The sequence below is a fragment of the Rhodococcus koreensis genome (genome assembly GCF_900105905.1).
Taxonomy (GTDB): domain Bacteria; phylum Actinomycetota; class Actinomycetes; order Mycobacteriales; family Mycobacteriaceae; genus Rhodococcus_F; species Rhodococcus_F koreensis.
The window spans coordinates 8693852-8711124 of the sequence record NZ_FNSV01000005.1 but is presented as its reverse complement, the minus strand read 5'-3'; the positions used below and the strand labels follow the sequence as shown (position 1 = coordinate 8711124).

Below are 17273 nucleotides of genomic sequence, written 5' to 3'. Positions count from 1 at the left end.
GCTGTGAGCGTAGACGGGCAGTACTTCTCGAGCGGCTACTCGCAGTGATTGTTTCTTCGGCAGTAGCCTTGTGCGCACTATGCGCCACTGGCGGGATGGACGCTTCTGGGTTGATCGATGAACGACCATCGTATGGGCCGCGAAGGAGAAAGAGCATGGCAGATCCCCGACCCCTGGACATCACCTTCACCGGCCGGCTGAGCAAGGTCCGTCCCGGGGACACGTGGACGTGCGTGCAGCTACCCGACTCCGCACGGATATTCGGTACCCGTGGTCTGGTCAAGGTTGCCGGGACCATCGACGCGCACCCGTTCACCGGAGCGTTCATGGCACTGGGAGATGGCACCCACAAGCTGCCCGTAGCTGCTGCCATCCGCAAGGCGATCGGCAAGAACGACGGTGACGACGTCGAGGTACACCTCACCGAGCGACTGAACTGAACTGAACTCACCAACGGGAAGACGTCCGGTACGGGATCCACTTTCGGGATGGGCCTGCCCACCGTGAGCCTTTCGCCGGGGATCCTCGAGCGACAAGACGATCGCCGAACACGCACAGCGTGGGCTCCCAGCGCTACCCGAAGGCACCTTCGGTCACGGCTTCTCGCCGGAAGATGTAGTTGCTGCCCCCAGCATCACCTCGATGTGGTGGCGTTCTCACGTCGGCTGGCAGTGAGTGCGATGCAGGAGAGGACGGCCGAGGCAAGGCCCAGTCCCGTGCGTATCCAGTTCCAGCGATACCAGGAGGTCAGTTCGGCGTGCACGGCCCGGGGTGGGAAGGCGGGGTCGAGCATGGCCAGGTTCGCACCCAGGAAGTAGATCGGGAGAAGTACGAAGGTCCCGACCATGCACGTCGTCGCCAGAGCCCACGCAAGGCGGCCTGGTCGGCGATTCGTGACGGTCGAGTACGTCGTCATGCTCAGCAGCAGGACCGAGGCGACCTCGAACGGGAAGACCGTCGCTCCGGTCGCGGGCCCGGAGCTCGCGAATTCCGACAGGAATGCGGCCGGATCCATTTCCCGCCAGTGCGGAACAATCACGGTCTGTGTGAGCAGGGCGCCCCCGGCGAAGGCCGAGGTAACGGCAACCGCGGCGGTCGCGATGATGCGGCCTGCGGGCCCGGTCGCGGGTCCGCGAGGAGGCAGGGCACTCGCGGGCTGAGCCATTGAGCCACTCCGGATCTCTCACTCGTTCGGTTCCGGTCGGCGGCGTTTGCGTTGGCCACAATTCCGCACAACTCCATAGTCGCCACCTTGACGCTCTTCGTCGACAAGCAAGGGTCTGTCTGTGGCCGGTGATGGATCCGCTTTGGCGGCGGGCCATCTGCCCATCGTGCGTTGGGCGAGCGACCTCGCGCGACGGTAAAGGTCCCTCAAATCAGTCTCGGTCTTGACGCCATGGCACCGTCGGACTTCTTCGTCACTCGCGAATCGATCGTGGAGCCACGATCATCAATCGGCTATGCCCCGAGACCGTTGACAATTTCTGCGCCGTCGGCGGAAAGTTGATCAGAGAACTTGTGACCCGATTTGTCAACGTCGGTGAGTAGGCGAGAAGCGTGAGCGTAACCGATCCCCCACCGCTGGTCGTCGTGCCGCCGGGGACCGGACAGACCGGTGACCTGGGCCCGATTGGGGTCGAATTCAAACTCTGGGGCCGTGACACCGGTGGGGTGCTGTCTGTCGTCGAGCACCCGTTCCCAGTCGGTGCGCTGGTGCCGCCGCATCTACATACGCGGGAGGACGAATTCTCGATAGTTACTCAGGGTGTAATCGGGTTCCGCTCCGGCGACCGGGAGGCCGTTCTCGAATCCGGCGGATACATCACAAAACCGCGAGGCGAAATGCACGCCATGTGGAACGCCGGCGGCGCCCCGGCGCGCATGATCGAGATCATCAGTCCGGCCGGCTTCGAACATTGCTTCCTGGAAATGTCTGAACTGATCGCCGCCGGCGCGCCGGATGTCACCCAGATCGCCGAAATTGCCGAGCGTTACGGACTGCAATTCGGCGAACCCGACTGGTTGCCCGACGTAATCGCCCGATACGGCTTGACACCGACGTGAGCCCCGCCATGTGCGGTGTCGTTCACTGGTCGCGGCTGAGACCGAGCTAGAGGTACCGGCCACAGGACCGATCCGCGCGCGCCTCATGACGGCCCGATTCCCGCTGTCGACGCCGGCAGACTGGGATGGCGCCGAGTGCGGGCGGTGAACACTGGCGGCTGCAATACTGAGCTGATGGACGGTCCAGCTGCTCGAGCCTTCGACAGTGCCGCCCGACGGTTCCTCGAAGTCAGCGCGTCCGCGACAGGTCACTATGACTCCCCCGGTCTTGGTGAGTGGTCCGTGCGCGACCTGCTGGGGCACACCAGCAGGTCGCTGACGACGGTGGAGACCTACCTCGACGTCGCCGGCGACGACTCCGGCCCGGTAGACCTGGTTGATGCCGTTGCGTACTACCTGGCCATCGCCGGTGCCCTGGCTGACACCGCAGCAGTGGCACAGCGGGGACGCGCCGCCGGCGCCGCCCTCGGAGAGGACCCGATGGCTACGCTGAGCGCTCTGGTTGCCCGGGTACCCGAGCAGGTCCGGGCCACGCCGGCCACCGCCCTGGTGCGCACACCCTTCGGGACGATGACCTTGCAGGGCTACCTCCCGACCCGAACCCTCGAGCTGACAGTGCACACCTGCGACTTGGCAGCCGCCCTCGGCGTCAGCGCCGATGTCCCCCACGATGCGGTAGCCGAGACGTTCGCCGTGATCGGTGGCCTGGCCGCAGCACAGGGAACAGCACCCGCTGCGCTGCTGGCCTTGACCGGCCGCCTTCCCCTGCCAGCCGGTTACTCGGTGCTCTGACGCGTCACCGCGTTCTCGTCAGCCCGAGTCGACTGTGCCGACAGGAAGATGGCGAACCCACATCGACTCCCTTCTCCGACACCGACACCGACACCGAGTGGCCGAGCTGACTCGACGGCTGAATGTAGGTGTCGAAACCCAGGGTGAGGGTGTCCCCGCGCGGTGGATCGACGGTCATGTAAGTCCGCGAGGCATCGCTGGTTTCCGCGGACGGCTCCGGTGTCCATCCCTGCGTCTCGAATATGTCGAAGCAGTCGGATTCGACGACGATCACCACCGGCTCCGAGGAGCTGCCTGGTTTCCGGACCGTGAGGTCCCGCGGCACGTCCAGTCCTGCGCGCGCGACCTTCGGGTACGTGAGGGTGAGGGCGTACGCGCCCCCGAAGCATGGGGGCGGTGCCGCTATCGTTGGCATTGTTCCTGAACAATACTGGTGCTCAGCATCTTTCGAGGCGGCCCTCCGGCCCGAACAAGGGGGAATTCAGGCCGGAAGACCTGGCTGGCGCGCCGCCATCGCTTGCTGCGCGCGCAGCGTCCACACGGAGTACCCGCGACTGTCCGGTTCATGCCCCGGCGATCCCCCTGATTCGCGCAGCAGAATATGCGACGGTTGACCCATGAGATCTCCAGCGCCGAATGTAGAGCGGAGGACATCATGTTGCTCGATGGGGTCAACCATATTGCCTGCATATCCAAGGACGCCGCCCGCCTGGGCAGGTTCTATGCCGACGTATTCGACGCCGACGTCGGACCGACGCGGCCGCACGGCCGCGACGGAGGAGAAACGATGACCGTCATCCGGATCGGCCCGCATACCGAGTTGAACATCTTCGTGATCGACGGCAACACCGAAGCCGAGCGTCAGACACCGATGTGGGGGCGGGGTCGCATCGACCACGTCGGTCTGCAGGCGGCCTCACCGGAAGCCTTCGAGGTGATCCGGCAGCGGCTGATCGACGCGGCCGCCAGCGATGGAGCCATCAACGACTTCGGTACTGCACGGAGCGTCTTCTTCCGGGACCCCGACGGCCTCGAAGGGGAAGTGCTGATAGCCACGCCATGATGAATACCGACCACTCGGCGCTCTCGTTTGAGGCGCCGTCATGTTGATGGCGTTCACCACCGCGTCCGCGGGCCGATCCACAGTGCGGGCATGTGCGTTTGGGTTCTTCAGTTGCGGGCACGCTGTGTAGAGGGCATTCGGACGACGGTCCGACTGACCCGCTCGAGCCACACAACAGTCAGGAGATGTCATGCAGAAAGTGTTGACCTTCGCGGCGGGCGCGGCCGTGGGCTTCGTCCTGGGCACCCGATCCGGCCGGCAAACCTACGAGAAGATGAGGCATCAGTCCATCGAACTCTGGCACAACCCCACCGTGCAGGAGAAGGTGAGCGACGCGACGGAGACCGTCAAGCACAAGGCGCCGCAAGTGCAGCACAAGGTCGGTGAACTGGCGAAGAAGGCGACCCACCGGCACACCGACACGAACTCGACGACTGCGCCCACCAACGGAGCGTCGCTGGGTGACGCTGCGACCCCGCCTCCGGCGGCCCACATTCCGACCGACGCGGACACAACGGCCGGTGTTCCGCCGACGCGCGGCGAATCTGCGGGGTGAGCTTGGATCATTCGTTGCCCGCGTTGGAGGTTTTCGGGCGAGCCGTCACCGTGGGGAATCATGTAGTCGGCAGTCGCGAGCACGCCGGAGTGATGCGGAACTCGATGCCGTGGTGTCCGTGTACCCATCCAGGCACACGTCAAGGCGTCGATGCGGCGTCACGCAATTCGGCGTACGAATCTTCCATCGCCACCGCCAGCCGGGCAACATCGGGCAGCGCCTCGGGGTCGGTGCAGAGCCCGATTCCGACGATCCCGGCGCAGGAAATCGCCGAGATCCGCAGCGCGTGGTGAACGGCCGGCTCCGAGGACGAGAAGAGTCGCTCCACCCGGCGCCCGGAAACGCTCACCGGCACCGGCGGGCCCGGGACGTTCGAGATCGCGAGGCTGAACTCCCGCGCACTCCCGGCCAGTCGCTGTACAGCCTCCCCGACGCGCTTCACGCGTCCGAGAGCGTGGAAGAGATCATAGAGTTCGTCGGCGTCGTCGAGGTGCTTGCGCTTCCTGGTCTCGGCGCTGATCCGGTCGAGTCGGGTGAGCGGATCCGGCTCGGCGAGCGGCAGATCGATGTTCAGGAAGGAATCGCGGTTTCCGACCTCCGCTCCCTCATCTCGGTGGTGAAGGCTGACCGGAACCTGAGCGCGAAGGCGCGGCAGCGCCCCCGCTCCGGCGGAGAGCCAGCTCCGCAGGCCGCCGGCGACGATCCCCAGGAGCACGTCGTTGACGGTGGCACGAGTGGGACGCGAGGCCCCTATGGTTTTCAGCTCCGAGAGCGGGGCGACGGTGAACGCGAGCTCGCGGGCGGCACTGATCGGACGGTCGAAAGGCGAGCGTGAGCCGCGGTGGCCGAGCTCACGGTGCATGGCCGCCGGCATCCGCAGCACCTCGTCGACCTTCGAACGCTGCGTCGAATCGGTGCGAACACCCGGTCGCGACTCGCGCGGGCCCGGTTCGGCGTGTCGATCCCAGAGAACGTCGTCCAGGAAGCGCACCGCAGCAATCCCGTCGGCCATCGCGTGATGGATCCGGACGGCGATCGCCTCGCGCCCGTCGCCTAGGGGTCCGATCAGATCGAGCGTCCACAGTGGACGCTCGCGGTCGAGGTGCTCGGACATCAGCGTGCTGACGGCCCGCCACAGATCGGCCCGCGACGCACACGCAGCATCTTCCCGGCGCCGGATGTGGTCGCTGATGTCGAAGGCGGTCGCCGCGGTCCAGCGCGGCTCCGAACCCGAGGTGTCGATCCGCTGCGTCGCGCGCGGCTGGCTCGAAAGGCGCTCGGCCACCGCAGTTCGCAGGGCATCGAGGTCCAGCGGGCCGGAGGCGGGCTCGAGAATCACCAGCTTCAGGGTATGGCCGGATATCACCGCCGATTCAAGCCCCAGAATATGGGCATCGTCGGCGGAGAGCCGATCGGGATCCTCGCGGGTCACCTCGGCAAGTCTATTCGCGTCTGCACCTCGTCGAACCAGGAACGTCGAACCAGGAATGCAACCCCGATTGCGCCGCTCGTCCGGCACGGCCCACGGACTTCATCCAGTGGACGCCGGACTCCCCGTGACGGCGACCGCAGATCCGACCCATCGGCGCAGATACGCACGCAGTTCGTCCTGGCTACGCGGCGGGTTTCCCGGCGAGATGAAGAACGACTGCATCGTCCGCAACTGATACTCGACGAGCTCACGCAGGGCGTGCTCCCCGTAGCCGTGCCGCTCCCAGTCGACGTCGAAGCGCCGGATCATCGTCATTCCGAAGGCGAGGGCTTCCTCGGACGTGATTCCCTCGGTATGTGAATGGGAACCGGACAGCATGAGGCCGAGCTGCGGAACGCGGGGCGCTTCGTTGAGTGTGTAGATCACGGCCTCGACCACAGCCTCCGCGGGATCCTCGATGCCGGCGACGTGTTCCGTCAGGCGGTCGAGGAATCCGTCGACCGCGGCGATGGCTGCAGCTCGTAGAAGCGAGTCGGTGCTGGGAAAGTACCGGTACACCGTCTGACGGATGACACCGAGGGATTCCGCAACATCCGCGATGCTGATCGCCGTGCCGTTCCGGCTGATGAGCTCGACTGCGGCGATGACGATTCGCCGGGACGCTTCCTCGTCACTTCCGGGTGGGCTGCCACCCCACCCACGCCTGCCTGCCATTGCCCGTGCCCCTACCTCTCGCACTGCGTCGTCGGCCCGAACGGACTGCACGGGACGACGGCACTGTGCCCGACCTGGACTCAGAGGTTACCGCGAGCGCGTCCCGCTTCCGGCCACCGCAGTTCTCCCCGAATCTGTCGAAAAGTAATCATACAGAGACTAGGGTCTGTGTATGTTGTTGAGCCTTGGGTCTCCACCTGCCCACAGACTTCAGTCCACTCATGCCGCACGAGACGAGGAATTGCACATGTCCGACCTGCATCCCAGAAAGATGGATTTCGCGTTCGACGAACAGGACGTCCCGTTCCTCTGGAACCCCGACAACCCCGCCTGGTCGAGCATGTCGAACGCGATCTCCTTCCTGGCCATTGGTTTCGAGAAAATGATCGTCAAGGCGATCATGCAGGCCAAACCGTTGATGACTCCCGAGGTCGCGGAGGAGGCCGTGGCGTTCATGCGCCAGGAGGGCCACCACTCGACCGCGCACCGTCAGCACGTCAAGGCCCTGATCAGGCGGTATCCGGGACTCCAGAACACGCTCGACGCGGTGATCGGCGAGTACGACCTCCTCACCGAGGCGACGAGCCTGAACTACCGACTCGCCTACACCGCGGACCTGGAGGCGACGTTCACACCGGTGTTCAAGCTGATGCTCGACAACGACGCGACCCTCTTCCGGCCGGGCGACGACCGGGTTGCGTCCCTGTTCATCTGGCACTTCGTCGAGGAGGTCGAACACCGTAGCTCAGCGCTGGCGATCTTCAATTCCCTTGTCGGAGATGAGCTGTACCGGATGAGGATGGCGCCCTCGATCTTCACGCATGTGATGAAGGTCGTCCGAATCGCCTGCGCCGGGTTCAACCAGCACGTCCCACTGAGGGAGCGGAAGGTCGATTCGATGTCGATGTTCGCGACGCACCGCACCAAGCAGAAGCTGCTCACCGCGTTCGCGCCCTACCTGAGCAAAGGGATCATGCCGCGCGCGTTCGACGACCTCCCCCGCGGGGAACAACTCACCGCCCTGGCCGGCGTCGTCCGGAGTCAGATGCCGAAGCACAACCCGACCCACGAGAAGCTGCCCGCGCTCGCCGACGAGTGGTTCATCCGATACGACGCCGGCTACGACTGCACCCGCTGGTACACCGCCGAGTCGGGTGAACGTCGGACCGAGTCCGCGGCGGCGGTGGTCAACTGATGATCGATCTCTGCTCACCCACCTTCGACCAGCTGTCGACGGCGCTCGGCTTCTCGTGCGCCGAGGCCGGTGGACTCGTCGAGCTCCGCAATCCGTTGGCCCTGGAGAACTGGACACTGCCGGTTCTCGAGTTCACGATCGTGCTCGGGTCGGTGCTCGCACTCGTGTTTGCGATCCTGCGCTGGCGCCGCAGCGGCGATCCGACCACCCTGGCGCTCTGGTTCGGCGCCACCGCGTATCTGTTCGTCATCGAACCGCCGCTGTACTTTCCGGCGGCGTTCGGGATCGAGGAACACGTGGACACCATGTTCGCGCACAACGTGTTCACGGTGGACTTCCTGTGGGGCCGGCTACCCCTGTACATCATCGCGATCTATCCGCTGATGGCCACGCTGGCCTTCGAGCTCGTCCGGATGCTCGGCGTCTTCCGCAAATACGGCGTGCTCGTCGGCGCGGTCTGCGTGGGCTTCGTGCACCACGCGTTCTACGAGATCTTCGACCAGCTCGGACCGCAGCTGAGGTGGTGGGAATGGTCGACCACCAACCCGGTCAACCAGCCCATGTTCGATGCGGTCCCACTGCCGAGCGTCGTGGTGTTCGCGGCACTGTGGCCGATATCGCTGGCACTGTGCGTCCAATTCTTCGTGGGTCGCCACACCGACCGGGGCCGAACCTTCACCGGACTCGAACTGGTCTGGCGGACAATCGTAATCGGCCTCCTGGCGTCGGCCGGCACGTTCATCCTCCCGATCCCCGCGACCATCCTCGGGATGGAGAGCACCACGGTCCGGGGATTCCTCTACGCGGCGGAACTCGTCGTCGTCACGCTCGTCGCGATCCCGGTCCTGTTGCGACAGTGGTCGCGGCTGCGCGGGCGGACGTCTGACGTTCCCGCCTACTCGAACAACTTCGTTCGTGTCTACAGCGTGGTGTACCTCGGCGTGATGGGCCTGCTGTGGGGGACTGCGTTACCGGACTACCTCGCCGCCGTCGACGGCGTCACGAGCAACGGCGATCCCATCGGAAACATCTGGCACACGATCGCCTGCTTCGCGATCGCGATTCTGTGCGTCGCCGCCACCTTCACGGTGCCGCGGAATTCCGTGGACGGACATGGTCCTGTCTCCGGCGAAAGGACGCCACACGCTGTCCGATAGCTGTCGCGCATTCTCGTGATCGACGACCGCCTCCTGCCAGTCCCGGTCGGTGACCGGACCGCTGTGTGCGGTCGGAGCGGCCACACCCAGCCGAGTGCCGATCTGCTCCCACGACCGGCCACCGGCGAGCGCATCGATCACCGACCGGGCGAGGAGTTCTTCGTCCTGTTCGCGCGATAGACGGATCGGGGATTGCACCAGCCGGAGCTCTCGACGGTTCGGGGCCGCCTCCTCATCCATTCGGGCGACTGTACCGGGGCCGGACTTCCTGTCCATTCGCCGAACGACACGGCTTCGATACCCCGGACACATGGCCACCGGGCCGAGTGGCACACGACCGGGTATGTGGTGTACAACATAGTCGGCCACGATGTGAACCAGATCACAGACGTGACCCTGAGGCACACATATCGGTACCCGACGAAAGCAGGACGCATGGCGACAGTCTCGATCACCCCGGCAACTCCCACCGTGTCGCGGACGCCCCGCCACGGCGGCTCCATGAGCACAGCGGAGATCAAGTCGAGGATCGAGGCCATGTTCGCCGACGACCGCTCGCCCGCCCGGCGTGCGGGCACCGCAGTCTCCCCGTAGCTGTAGCGGACGCTGTGCTGCCCTCGGCCTGGTGCGCGACGTCGCCCTAGAGGGCAGACACATCGAGAGGCGTGTAGTGCTCCACGACCGGGAAGGGATCGTAGAAGTGGTGCAGCAGGTCCTTCCACTGCTGGTATCCACTCGACTGACGAAATCCTTCGGTGTGGTCTTCGAGTTCATCCCACTCGACCAGCAGCAGGTAGACATTCGGGCGCTCGTGACCGCGTGACAACTGCAGCCGGCGGAATCCGGGCATCGACGAGATGATCGACTCGGCCTGCCCGAATGCAGATTCGAACTCGGCGACCCTGTCTGGGGTCACGGACAGCAGTGCATGTTCCAAGATCACCCGCACAGTATGCGACTTCGCACGGTCCCAACGATCGCGGGGCGTCGGCACAACCGCCGACGCCCCCCTTTTCCAGCCGCTATGACACGACGACGCGCGTCGCCTTGTCGGCGATCATCACGTGGTGTGCGAGGACGGGTCCGATGCCGGCGAGGGCTTCCGGACTCGTCATCTGCTGGTGCGACACGGGAACGTTGTGCACGAGGATCTCGCCGCTGATGTGCGGCCGCCATGCGGAGACTCCCGTGGGGGCATCGAAGGAATCTGCCGCTCCGAAGTACAGCAGATCGACGCCGCGCGGTGTCGACGGGCGGTGCGCGAGCGCGAGGTCGACCGTCTGCGTGAACACCCGGTGCACGGCCTCGAGGTCGCCCGCGGTCACGGCCGCGAACGGTCCGCCAGTGCGCCGCAGCACCTCCACGGCACGATCGGCGGTCGTCGCATCATCTCCGTCATCCGGGACCACCGCGCCGAACTCCGCGAGAAGCGCTGCCATGGTGGGCTTCTCGGCCGTGCGATCGAGGCCCCCGGCCAGATGGGTGTCGAGCATCGCGAGGGTGACCACCTCGTCGCCGGCGCCCGTGAGCTGCACCCCCATCTCATGGGCGATCTGGCCGCCGACCGAATAGCCCACCAGGTGGTACGGGCCGTGCGGCTGCACCGCGCGGATCCGGGCGACATACCGGGCCGCGAGTTCCTCCAGGGAGCCGACATGCAGATCCGGGTCGGTCAGCGCCGGGGACTGCAGCCCGTACACGGGACGGTCGCCGAGGTACTGCACCAGTCCGGTGAAGCACCAGGCCAACCCGATCGCCGGATGGATGCAGAACACCGGGCTGCCGGTTCCGGTGGTACGCAGCGGCAGCAGCACGTCCAGTGACCGGTCGGCCTCATCCTCCGATCCGGGATCCTCCGGCGCCGTGACGATCATGTGTGCCAGGGATTCCGGCGTCGCATGGGTGAAGATCCACTGCACCGGCACGGCCCGCGCGGAAGACTCGGCGATCCGGGCGATCACGCTCGTCGCGGTGAGCGACGTGCCACCGAGCGTGAAGTAGTTGTCGTCGAGGCCGACACGGTCCAGTCCGAGCCCCTCGGCGAACGCGGCGGCCACCACCTCCTCGGTCGCGTTGCGCGGCGCCCGGTACTCGGCGCGCCCCGCGGTGAAGTCCGGTTCCGGCAGGGCCGCACGGTCGAGTTTCCCGTTCGCGGTCACCGGCACGGCGTCGAGCACCGTCACGGTCGCAGGGACCATGTGCGGGGCCAGGCGCGCGCGGGCGTGTGCCAGGACCGCGGACGTGTCGAGTTCCGATCCCGCGACGGGGACGACGTAGCCGGCCAATCGGTCGCCGCTGGTGTGCACGACGGCGTGGTCGATACCGGGGTATCCGAGGAGGGCTGATTCGATTTCGCCGAGTTCGACGCGGAAACCACGAATCTTCACCTGAAAATCCGAGCGACCCACATACTCGAGCACCGGCCCACCCGGACCCTCCCGCCACCGCACCACATCCCCCGTCCGATACATCCGCTGCCCCGGACCACCGAACGGATCCGCAACGAACCGCGCCGCCGTCAACCCCAACCGATTCCGATACCCCCGCGCCAACGCCGGACCCGACAAATACAACTCCCCCGCCGCCCCGAACGGCACCGGCCGCAACCGCGCATCCAACACCACTTCACCGAACCCACCAACCGGACCACCAATCGTCACCGACTCCCCCACCACCAACGGCTCGCTCGCATTCGACATGATCGTGGCCTCCGTCGGCCCGTACGCATTGAACATCTCCCGACCCGGCGCCCACCTCGATACAAGTTCCGGCGGGCACGCCTCACCGGCAACCACCAACGTACCCAACACATCCAGACCGGACGGATCCAACGACGACAACGCCGTCGGCGTCAACACCGCATGCGTCACCCCCTCACAATCCAGGATCCGCGCCAACTCCTCCCCGCCATACACCGTCGGCGGCACCACCACCAACCGGCCACCCATCCCCACCGCCCACACCAACTCGAACACCGACGCATCGAAACTCGGCGACGCACACTGCAACACCCGCGCACCGGTGACCGATCCAAAACCCGAACGCTGCGACGCCACCACATTCGCCAACCCCCGATGCGTCACCACCACCCCCTTCGGCAGACCCGTCGACCCCGACGTATAGATCACATACGCCGCCTGACCCACCCGCACCGAACCACCCCGATCCGCATCCGACACCGCCCCCGCCGACACCGACGACAACCGCTCCACCGTCTCGGCATCATCGAGCACCACCCACCGCACCGCACCCGGCAACCGATCCACCGAAGCCGACACCGTCACCCCCACAACCACACCCGAATCAGCAACCATGTGCTCGATCCGACCCACCGGATACTGCGGATCCACCGGCAAAAACGCCGCACCCGTCTTCGCCACCGCCCACACCGACACCACCGACTCCACCGACCGCGCCACCGCCACCGCCACCACCGACTCGGCACCCACCCCCACCCCGAGCAACACCCGCGCCAACCGATTCGACGCCGCATCCACCTCCCGATACGTCAACCGCCGACCCCCACACACCACCGCCACCGCATCCGGATCCACCCCCACCGCCGCCGCCAACAACCCCGGCAACGACACCTCCGGGGCCGACCCCCCACCCACCACCGGCGTCAACCGATCCAACTCGTGCGCGCCGAGAACGTCGATGTCGCCGATCGGGCGATCCGGCGATGCGGTGACCGCGTCGAGGATCCGGACGAACTGATCCGCGAAGCCGCGGACGGTGCCCGCGTCCAGGACGTCGGTGGCGAAGCCGAATGCGGCGGACATCCCTGCGGGCGCGCCGGTTTCGTCGACGTTCTCACTCAGGGTCAGGAACAGGTCGCATTTGGCGACCTCGACGCCGGCGTCGACGACCTCGACGGTCAGACCGGGCAGTTCGAGTCGGCTCTCCTCGGTGTTCTGGAATTCGAGCAGCACCTGGAACAGTGGGGCGTGCGCCGTGGACCGCACCGGGTCGACCGCCTGCACGACCCGGTCGAACGGCACCTCTGCCTGCCCGAACGCGCCGAGATCGGTGTCGCGGACGTGCGCCATCAGGTCGGTGAAGGAGCGTTCGGGTGCGACTTCGGTCCGTAGCACCACGGTGTTGACGAACATGCCGACCATCTCGTCCAGTGCCGCGTCGCCGCGGCCGGCGACGGGCGTGCCCACTGCGAGATCCGTCGCACCGCTCAGCCGACCGAGCAGGACGGCGAGAGCGGCGTGCGCGACCATGAACAGTGTCGAATCATGGCTCCGAGCAAGTTCGGACAGCTTCCTGTGCAGGTCCGCGCCGATCACGAACGGCACGGTGGCGCCGTGCGAAGACCGCTGCAGGGGTCGCCGGCGGTCGAGCGGCAGCTCGAGCAGCTCGGGCATCCCGTCGAGGGTTCGGCGCCAGTAGTCCAGCTGCGCCGAGATGAGCGAGTCCGGGTCGGTGTCGCTGCCGAGGGTGCGGCGCTGCCACAGCGCGAAGTCGGCGTACTGCACCGGCATCGGCGCCCACGCGGGCGGGCGTCCGTGTGAACGCGCGGTGTACGCGATCATCACGTCGCGGGCCAGCGGCGCCATCGATGATCCGTCCGCCGCGATATGGTGCAGAACCAGGGCCAACACGTGTTCGTCCGGACCGATTCGCAGGAGTGCGATGCGCATCGGGACCTCGCTGCGCACGTTGAATTCGGCCGACGCCAGAGACACCAGCTCGGTGCGCAGCGCCGCTTCGTCGGACACGGTGACCGGAGTGAGGTCGAGGGTCACCCGGTCCACGGGCAGCACCACCTGGTGCGGGCCGTCCGCGGAGCCGGGGTAGACGGTGCGGAGTGGTTCGTGCCGGTCGACGACGTCCCGGAAAGCGGCGCGCATGGCCTCGATGTCGAGTTCGCCGGACAGGCGCAGCGCGATCGGAATGTTGTACGCGGGCGAAGCCGTGTCGACCTGGTTGACGATCCACATCCGCTGCTGCGCCAGCGACAGCGGCAGGCGATCGGGGCGTACGCCCCCGGTGAGCGCGGCACGCGCCGCGACGCGGCGATCCGCTTCATCGGCGCGGGCCGCGAACCCCACCACCGTGGGTGCCTCGAACAGCTCGCGGACCCCCAGGCCGGTACCCAGTGCGGAGTTGACACGGGCGACGACGCGGGTCGCGCTCAGCGAATTGCCGCCCAGGTCGAAGAAGTTGTCGTCGAGCCCGGCCCGGTCGAGTCCGAGTACCTCGGCGAAGGCATCTGCCACGGTCCGCTCGGTTCCGCTGTCCGACGCACGGAAGACGGTGCGTACCACCGCGAAATCCGGTGTGGGCAAGGCCTGCCGGTCCAGCTTGCCCACCGGGGTGAGGGGCAACTCGTCGAGGATCACGATCGTCGCGGGCACCATGTGCGCGGGCACACTGCCGCGCACATGGTCGGTGACCTCGGCAACGTCGGGTTCGCCGTCACCGGACGGTAGAACGTACGACACCAGGACGGTGTCCCCGGACGGGGCGGTGCGACCGAGGGTCACCGCGAACGCAATACGGGGATGCTGCGTCAGCACCGCATCGATTTCGCCGAGTTCGACGCGGAAACCACGAATCTTCACCTGAAAATCCGAACGACCCACATACTCGAGCACCGGCCCACCCGGACCCTCCCGCCACCGCACCACATCCCCCGTCCGATACATCCGCTGCCCCGGACCACCGAACGGATCCGCAACGAACCGCGCCGCCGTCAACCCCAACCGATTCCGATACCCCCGCGCCAACGCCGGACCCGACAAATACAACTCCCCCGCCGCCCCGAACGGCACCGGCCGCAACCGCGCATCCAACACCACTTCACCGAACCCACCAACCGGACCACCAATCGTCACCGACTCCCCCACCACCAACGGCTCGCTCGCATTCGACATGATCGTGGCCTCCGTCGGCCCGTACGCATTGAACATCTCCCGACCCGGCGCCCACCTCGATACAAGTTCCGGCGGGCACGCCTCACCGGCAACCACCAACGTACCCAACACATCCAGACCGGACGGATCCAACGACGACAACGCCGTCGGCGTCAACACCGCATGCGTCACCCCCTCACAATCCAGGATCCGCGCCAACTCCTCCCCGCCATACACCGTCGGCGGCACCACCACCAACCGGCCACCCATCCCCACCGCCCACACCAACTCGAACACCGACGCATCGAAACTCGGCGACGCACACTGCAACACCCGCGCACCGGTGACCGATCCAAAACCCGAACGCTGCGACGCCACCACATTCGCCAACCCCCGATGCGTCACCACCACCCCCTTCGGCAGACCCGTCGACCCCGACGTATAGATCACATACGCCGCCTGACCCACCCGCACCGAACCACCCCGATCCGCATCCGACACCGCCCCCGCCGACACCGACGACAACCGCTCCACCGTCTCGGCATCATCGAGCACCACCCACCGCACCGCACCCGGCAACCGATCCACCGAAGCCGACACCGTCACCCCCACAACCACACCCGAATCAGCAACCATGTGCTCGATCCGACCCACCGGATACTGCGGATCCACCGGCAAAAACGCCGCACCCGTCTTCGCCACCGCCCACACCGACACCACCGACTCCACCGACCGCGCCACCGCCACCGCCACCACCGACTCGGCACCCACCCCCACCCCGAGCAACACCCGCGCCAACCGATTCGACGCCGCATCCACCTCCCGATACGTCAACCGCCGACCCCCACACACCACCGCCACCGCATCCGGATCCACCCCCACCGCCGCCGCCAACAACCCCGGCAACGACACCTCCGGGGCCGACCCCCCACCCACCACCGGCGTCAACCGATCCAACTCGTGCGCGCCGAGAACGTCGAGTGGAGTGCCGGGGTCCGCGGCGAGCAGTTCGTCGATCAACCCGACGACGGCGGCGTGATGCGACCGCAGTTCGTCGTCGCGGTAACGGTACGGGTTGGCCTCGAACTCGACGATCGTCGATGCCGGGGTGCCGCTGCGATACACGTTGACGGACAGGTCCGGGACGGGACCGGTGGTGAGGATCCGGAAGTCTCCGGTCAGCGACCCGAACGTGAGGTCCTGATCGAACAGCATCACGTTGATCATCGGTCCCGAGATCCTGCGGGCTTCGGCGGACACACCCAGGTCGCGCAGGATGTCCTCGACGTTGCCGCGCTGGTGCCGCATCGCCCCCATCAGTTCGTGCTGCACCCGGGCCACGAGGTCGCCGACCGTGTCCCCGGATCGGACCTGCACCAGCAGGGGCGCGACGTTGGCGAGCATGCCGCTGGACCGTCGCAGAACGGCGGTGGTGCGGGCAGACAGCGGAATGTCGACGAGAACGTCCTCCCGTCCCGTCCGCCGCGAGAGATGGCAGGCGAAAGCGGCGATCAGCGCGGCGGCCGCCGTCGCGCCCGGCCGGCCGCCGGTGTCCTCGAGCCGGGCGACGGTATCGGGCGACAACGCCGTGCGCACGGTCAGGCTGTGGGCGGCGGGGGGAGCCTCGACATCGGTCAGGGACGCCCCGTTCGTGCGCCTGTGGAGTCGTTCGGCCCAGTAGTCGCGGTCGGACGAGAACCGGTGGGATGCCCGGTAGTCCTCTTCGAGGCGGTGCAGGGCGTGCAGGTCCGCGGCACGGCTCGGTTCGGGGGAACGGTCTTCGACCGCCGCGGTGTACAGGGCAGCGACACGGTTGACCAGCGTCATCGCCGCATATCCGTCGAGGGCGACGTGATGGATCCGGCTGTACCACAGGTGCCGCTCGTCACCCACGCACAGCAGCGACGACTCGCACAGGTGGTCGTGTTCGAAATCCACTCGTGCCGTGTAGTTGTCGTGCATCCACTCCTCTGCCGCCGCCATCGGGTCGGATGCGCCGCGGAAGTCGACGACGCCCATGGCCGCGTCGGCAGGCGGATCGATCACCTGGTGTGGTTGCCCGTCGACGTCGATCAGACGCAGGAACACCGACTCGTATTCGTGGCCGGCCACGAGCGCGACCTCACGGAACAATTCGACGTCCAGCGGCCCACGAATGTCGACGTACTGCGCGATGCAGATCGGCACATCCGGGGCGAGTTGCTGCGCGAACCACAGCCCGTGTTGTGCCGCAGACAGCGGGAAGGGATCCGTTCGGTGCTCACGGTAGGTCGCTGGTGCGGCGTGTTCCATCAAATCACCAATCAGGGTGTTTGCGCCGCTGGGCTCACGGCGGGACGCTCGGTCCGTCTGTACAGGGGCGCCGGACAAGCCGGTGCCACTACAGTCCCTTGGAACGCCGTGCGCGAAAACACACCCTAGGTGTGTGGTGTGGGC

Annotated in this window: 14 protein-coding genes; 8 read left to right on the top strand and 6 right to left on the bottom strand. The window is 66.6% G+C overall.

Features of this window, described 5'->3' with window-relative positions; genetic code table 11:
* Positions 1–155: 155 nt before the first annotated feature.
* Entirely contained in the window at positions 156–440 is a 285-nt protein-coding gene (locus tag BLV94_RS44315) for a DUF1905 domain-containing protein (RefSeq protein ID WP_072951123.1), read from the top strand.
* 194 nt (positions 441–634) lie between these two features.
* Here BLV94_RS44315 and BLV94_RS44310 read toward each other — a convergent pair whose 3' ends face one another.
* Positions 635–1165 carry a DUF1772 domain-containing protein gene (locus BLV94_RS44310; protein ID WP_072951118.1) on the bottom strand — a complete coding sequence of 177 codons (531 nt, stop codon included), beginning with the start codon at positions 1163–1165 and terminating at the stop codon, positions 635–637.
* A 392-nt stretch (positions 1166–1557) separates the two neighbouring features.
* Between BLV94_RS44310 and BLV94_RS44305 the strand changes: the two genes are divergently transcribed.
* Entirely contained in the window at positions 1558–2064 is a 507-nt protein-coding gene (locus BLV94_RS44305) for a cupin domain-containing protein (RefSeq protein WP_072951115.1), read from the top strand.
* Positions 2065–2238: 174 nt separating this feature from the next.
* A complete protein-coding gene (locus tag BLV94_RS44300) occupies positions 2239–2856 on the top strand; it encodes a maleylpyruvate isomerase N-terminal domain-containing protein (RefSeq protein ID WP_072951125.1) in 618 nt (205 codons plus the stop codon).
* Between the two features lie 4 nt (positions 2857–2860).
* Here the strand turns inward: BLV94_RS44300 and BLV94_RS44295 are convergent, their stop codons facing one another.
* Positions 2861–3271 carry a hypothetical protein gene (locus tag BLV94_RS44295; protein WP_072951114.1) on the bottom strand — a complete coding sequence of 137 codons (411 nt, stop codon included), beginning with the start codon at positions 3269–3271 and terminating at the stop codon, positions 2861–2863.
* 240 nt (positions 3272–3511) lie between these two features.
* Here BLV94_RS44295 and BLV94_RS44290 point away from each other — a divergent pair, with 240 nt between their 5' ends.
* Positions 3512–3919 (top strand): VOC family protein, encoded by a 408-nt coding sequence (locus BLV94_RS44290; protein WP_072951113.1) that lies wholly within the window; start codon positions 3512–3514, stop codon positions 3917–3919.
* Between the two features lie 190 nt (positions 3920–4109).
* Positions 4110–4475: a YtxH domain-containing protein gene (locus tag BLV94_RS44285; RefSeq protein WP_072951109.1), complete on the top strand. Its 366-nt coding sequence runs from the start codon at positions 4110–4112 to the stop codon at positions 4473–4475.
* Positions 4476–4614: 139 nt separating this feature from the next.
* On the opposite strand, the gene BLV94_RS44280 is transcribed toward BLV94_RS44285, so the two are convergent.
* The gene (locus BLV94_RS44280) at positions 4615–5907 is read right to left on the bottom strand and encodes a wax ester/triacylglycerol synthase domain-containing protein (protein ID WP_072951107.1); all 1293 of its coding nucleotides are present in this window, start codon (positions 5905–5907) and stop codon (positions 4615–4617) included.
* Between the two features lie 99 nt (positions 5908–6006).
* On the bottom strand, positions 6007–6621 hold the full coding sequence (locus tag BLV94_RS44275) for a TetR/AcrR family transcriptional regulator (RefSeq protein WP_072951106.1): 615 nt from the start codon (positions 6619–6621) through the stop codon (positions 6007–6009).
* Positions 6622–6868: 247 nt separating this feature from the next.
* On the opposite strand from BLV94_RS44275, the gene BLV94_RS44270 reads away from it, so the two are divergent.
* From BLV94_RS44270 to BLV94_RS49770, 3 genes are all read left to right on the top strand, one after another.
* Positions 6869–7816: a metal-dependent hydrolase gene (locus BLV94_RS44270; protein WP_072951105.1), complete on the top strand. Its 948-nt coding sequence runs from the start codon at positions 6869–6871 to the stop codon at positions 7814–7816.
* A complete protein-coding gene (locus tag BLV94_RS44265; protein ID WP_072951104.1) occupies positions 7816–8973 on the top strand; it encodes a hypothetical protein in 1158 nt (385 codons plus the stop codon). Before BLV94_RS44270 ends, BLV94_RS44265 begins: the two co-directional genes overlap by 1 nt.
* Before the next feature lie 435 nt (positions 8974–9408).
* On the top strand, positions 9409–9567 hold the full coding sequence (locus BLV94_RS49770; RefSeq protein ID WP_167372224.1) for a hypothetical protein: 159 nt from the start codon (positions 9409–9411) through the stop codon (positions 9565–9567).
* Between the two features lie 46 nt (positions 9568–9613).
* Here the strand turns inward: BLV94_RS49770 and BLV94_RS44260 are convergent, their stop codons facing one another.
* Together BLV94_RS44260 and BLV94_RS44255 are read right to left on the bottom strand one after the other, a co-directional pair.
* Positions 9614–9916 carry an antibiotic biosynthesis monooxygenase family protein gene (locus BLV94_RS44260; protein ID WP_072951103.1) on the bottom strand — a complete coding sequence of 101 codons (303 nt, stop codon included), beginning with the start codon at positions 9914–9916 and terminating at the stop codon, positions 9614–9616.
* A gap of 79 nt (positions 9917–9995) precedes the next feature.
* Positions 9996–17129 (bottom strand): amino acid adenylation domain-containing protein, encoded by a 7134-nt coding sequence (locus BLV94_RS44255; RefSeq protein ID WP_074933935.1) that lies wholly within the window; start codon positions 17127–17129, stop codon positions 9996–9998.
* Positions 17130–17273 lie beyond the last annotated feature (144 nt).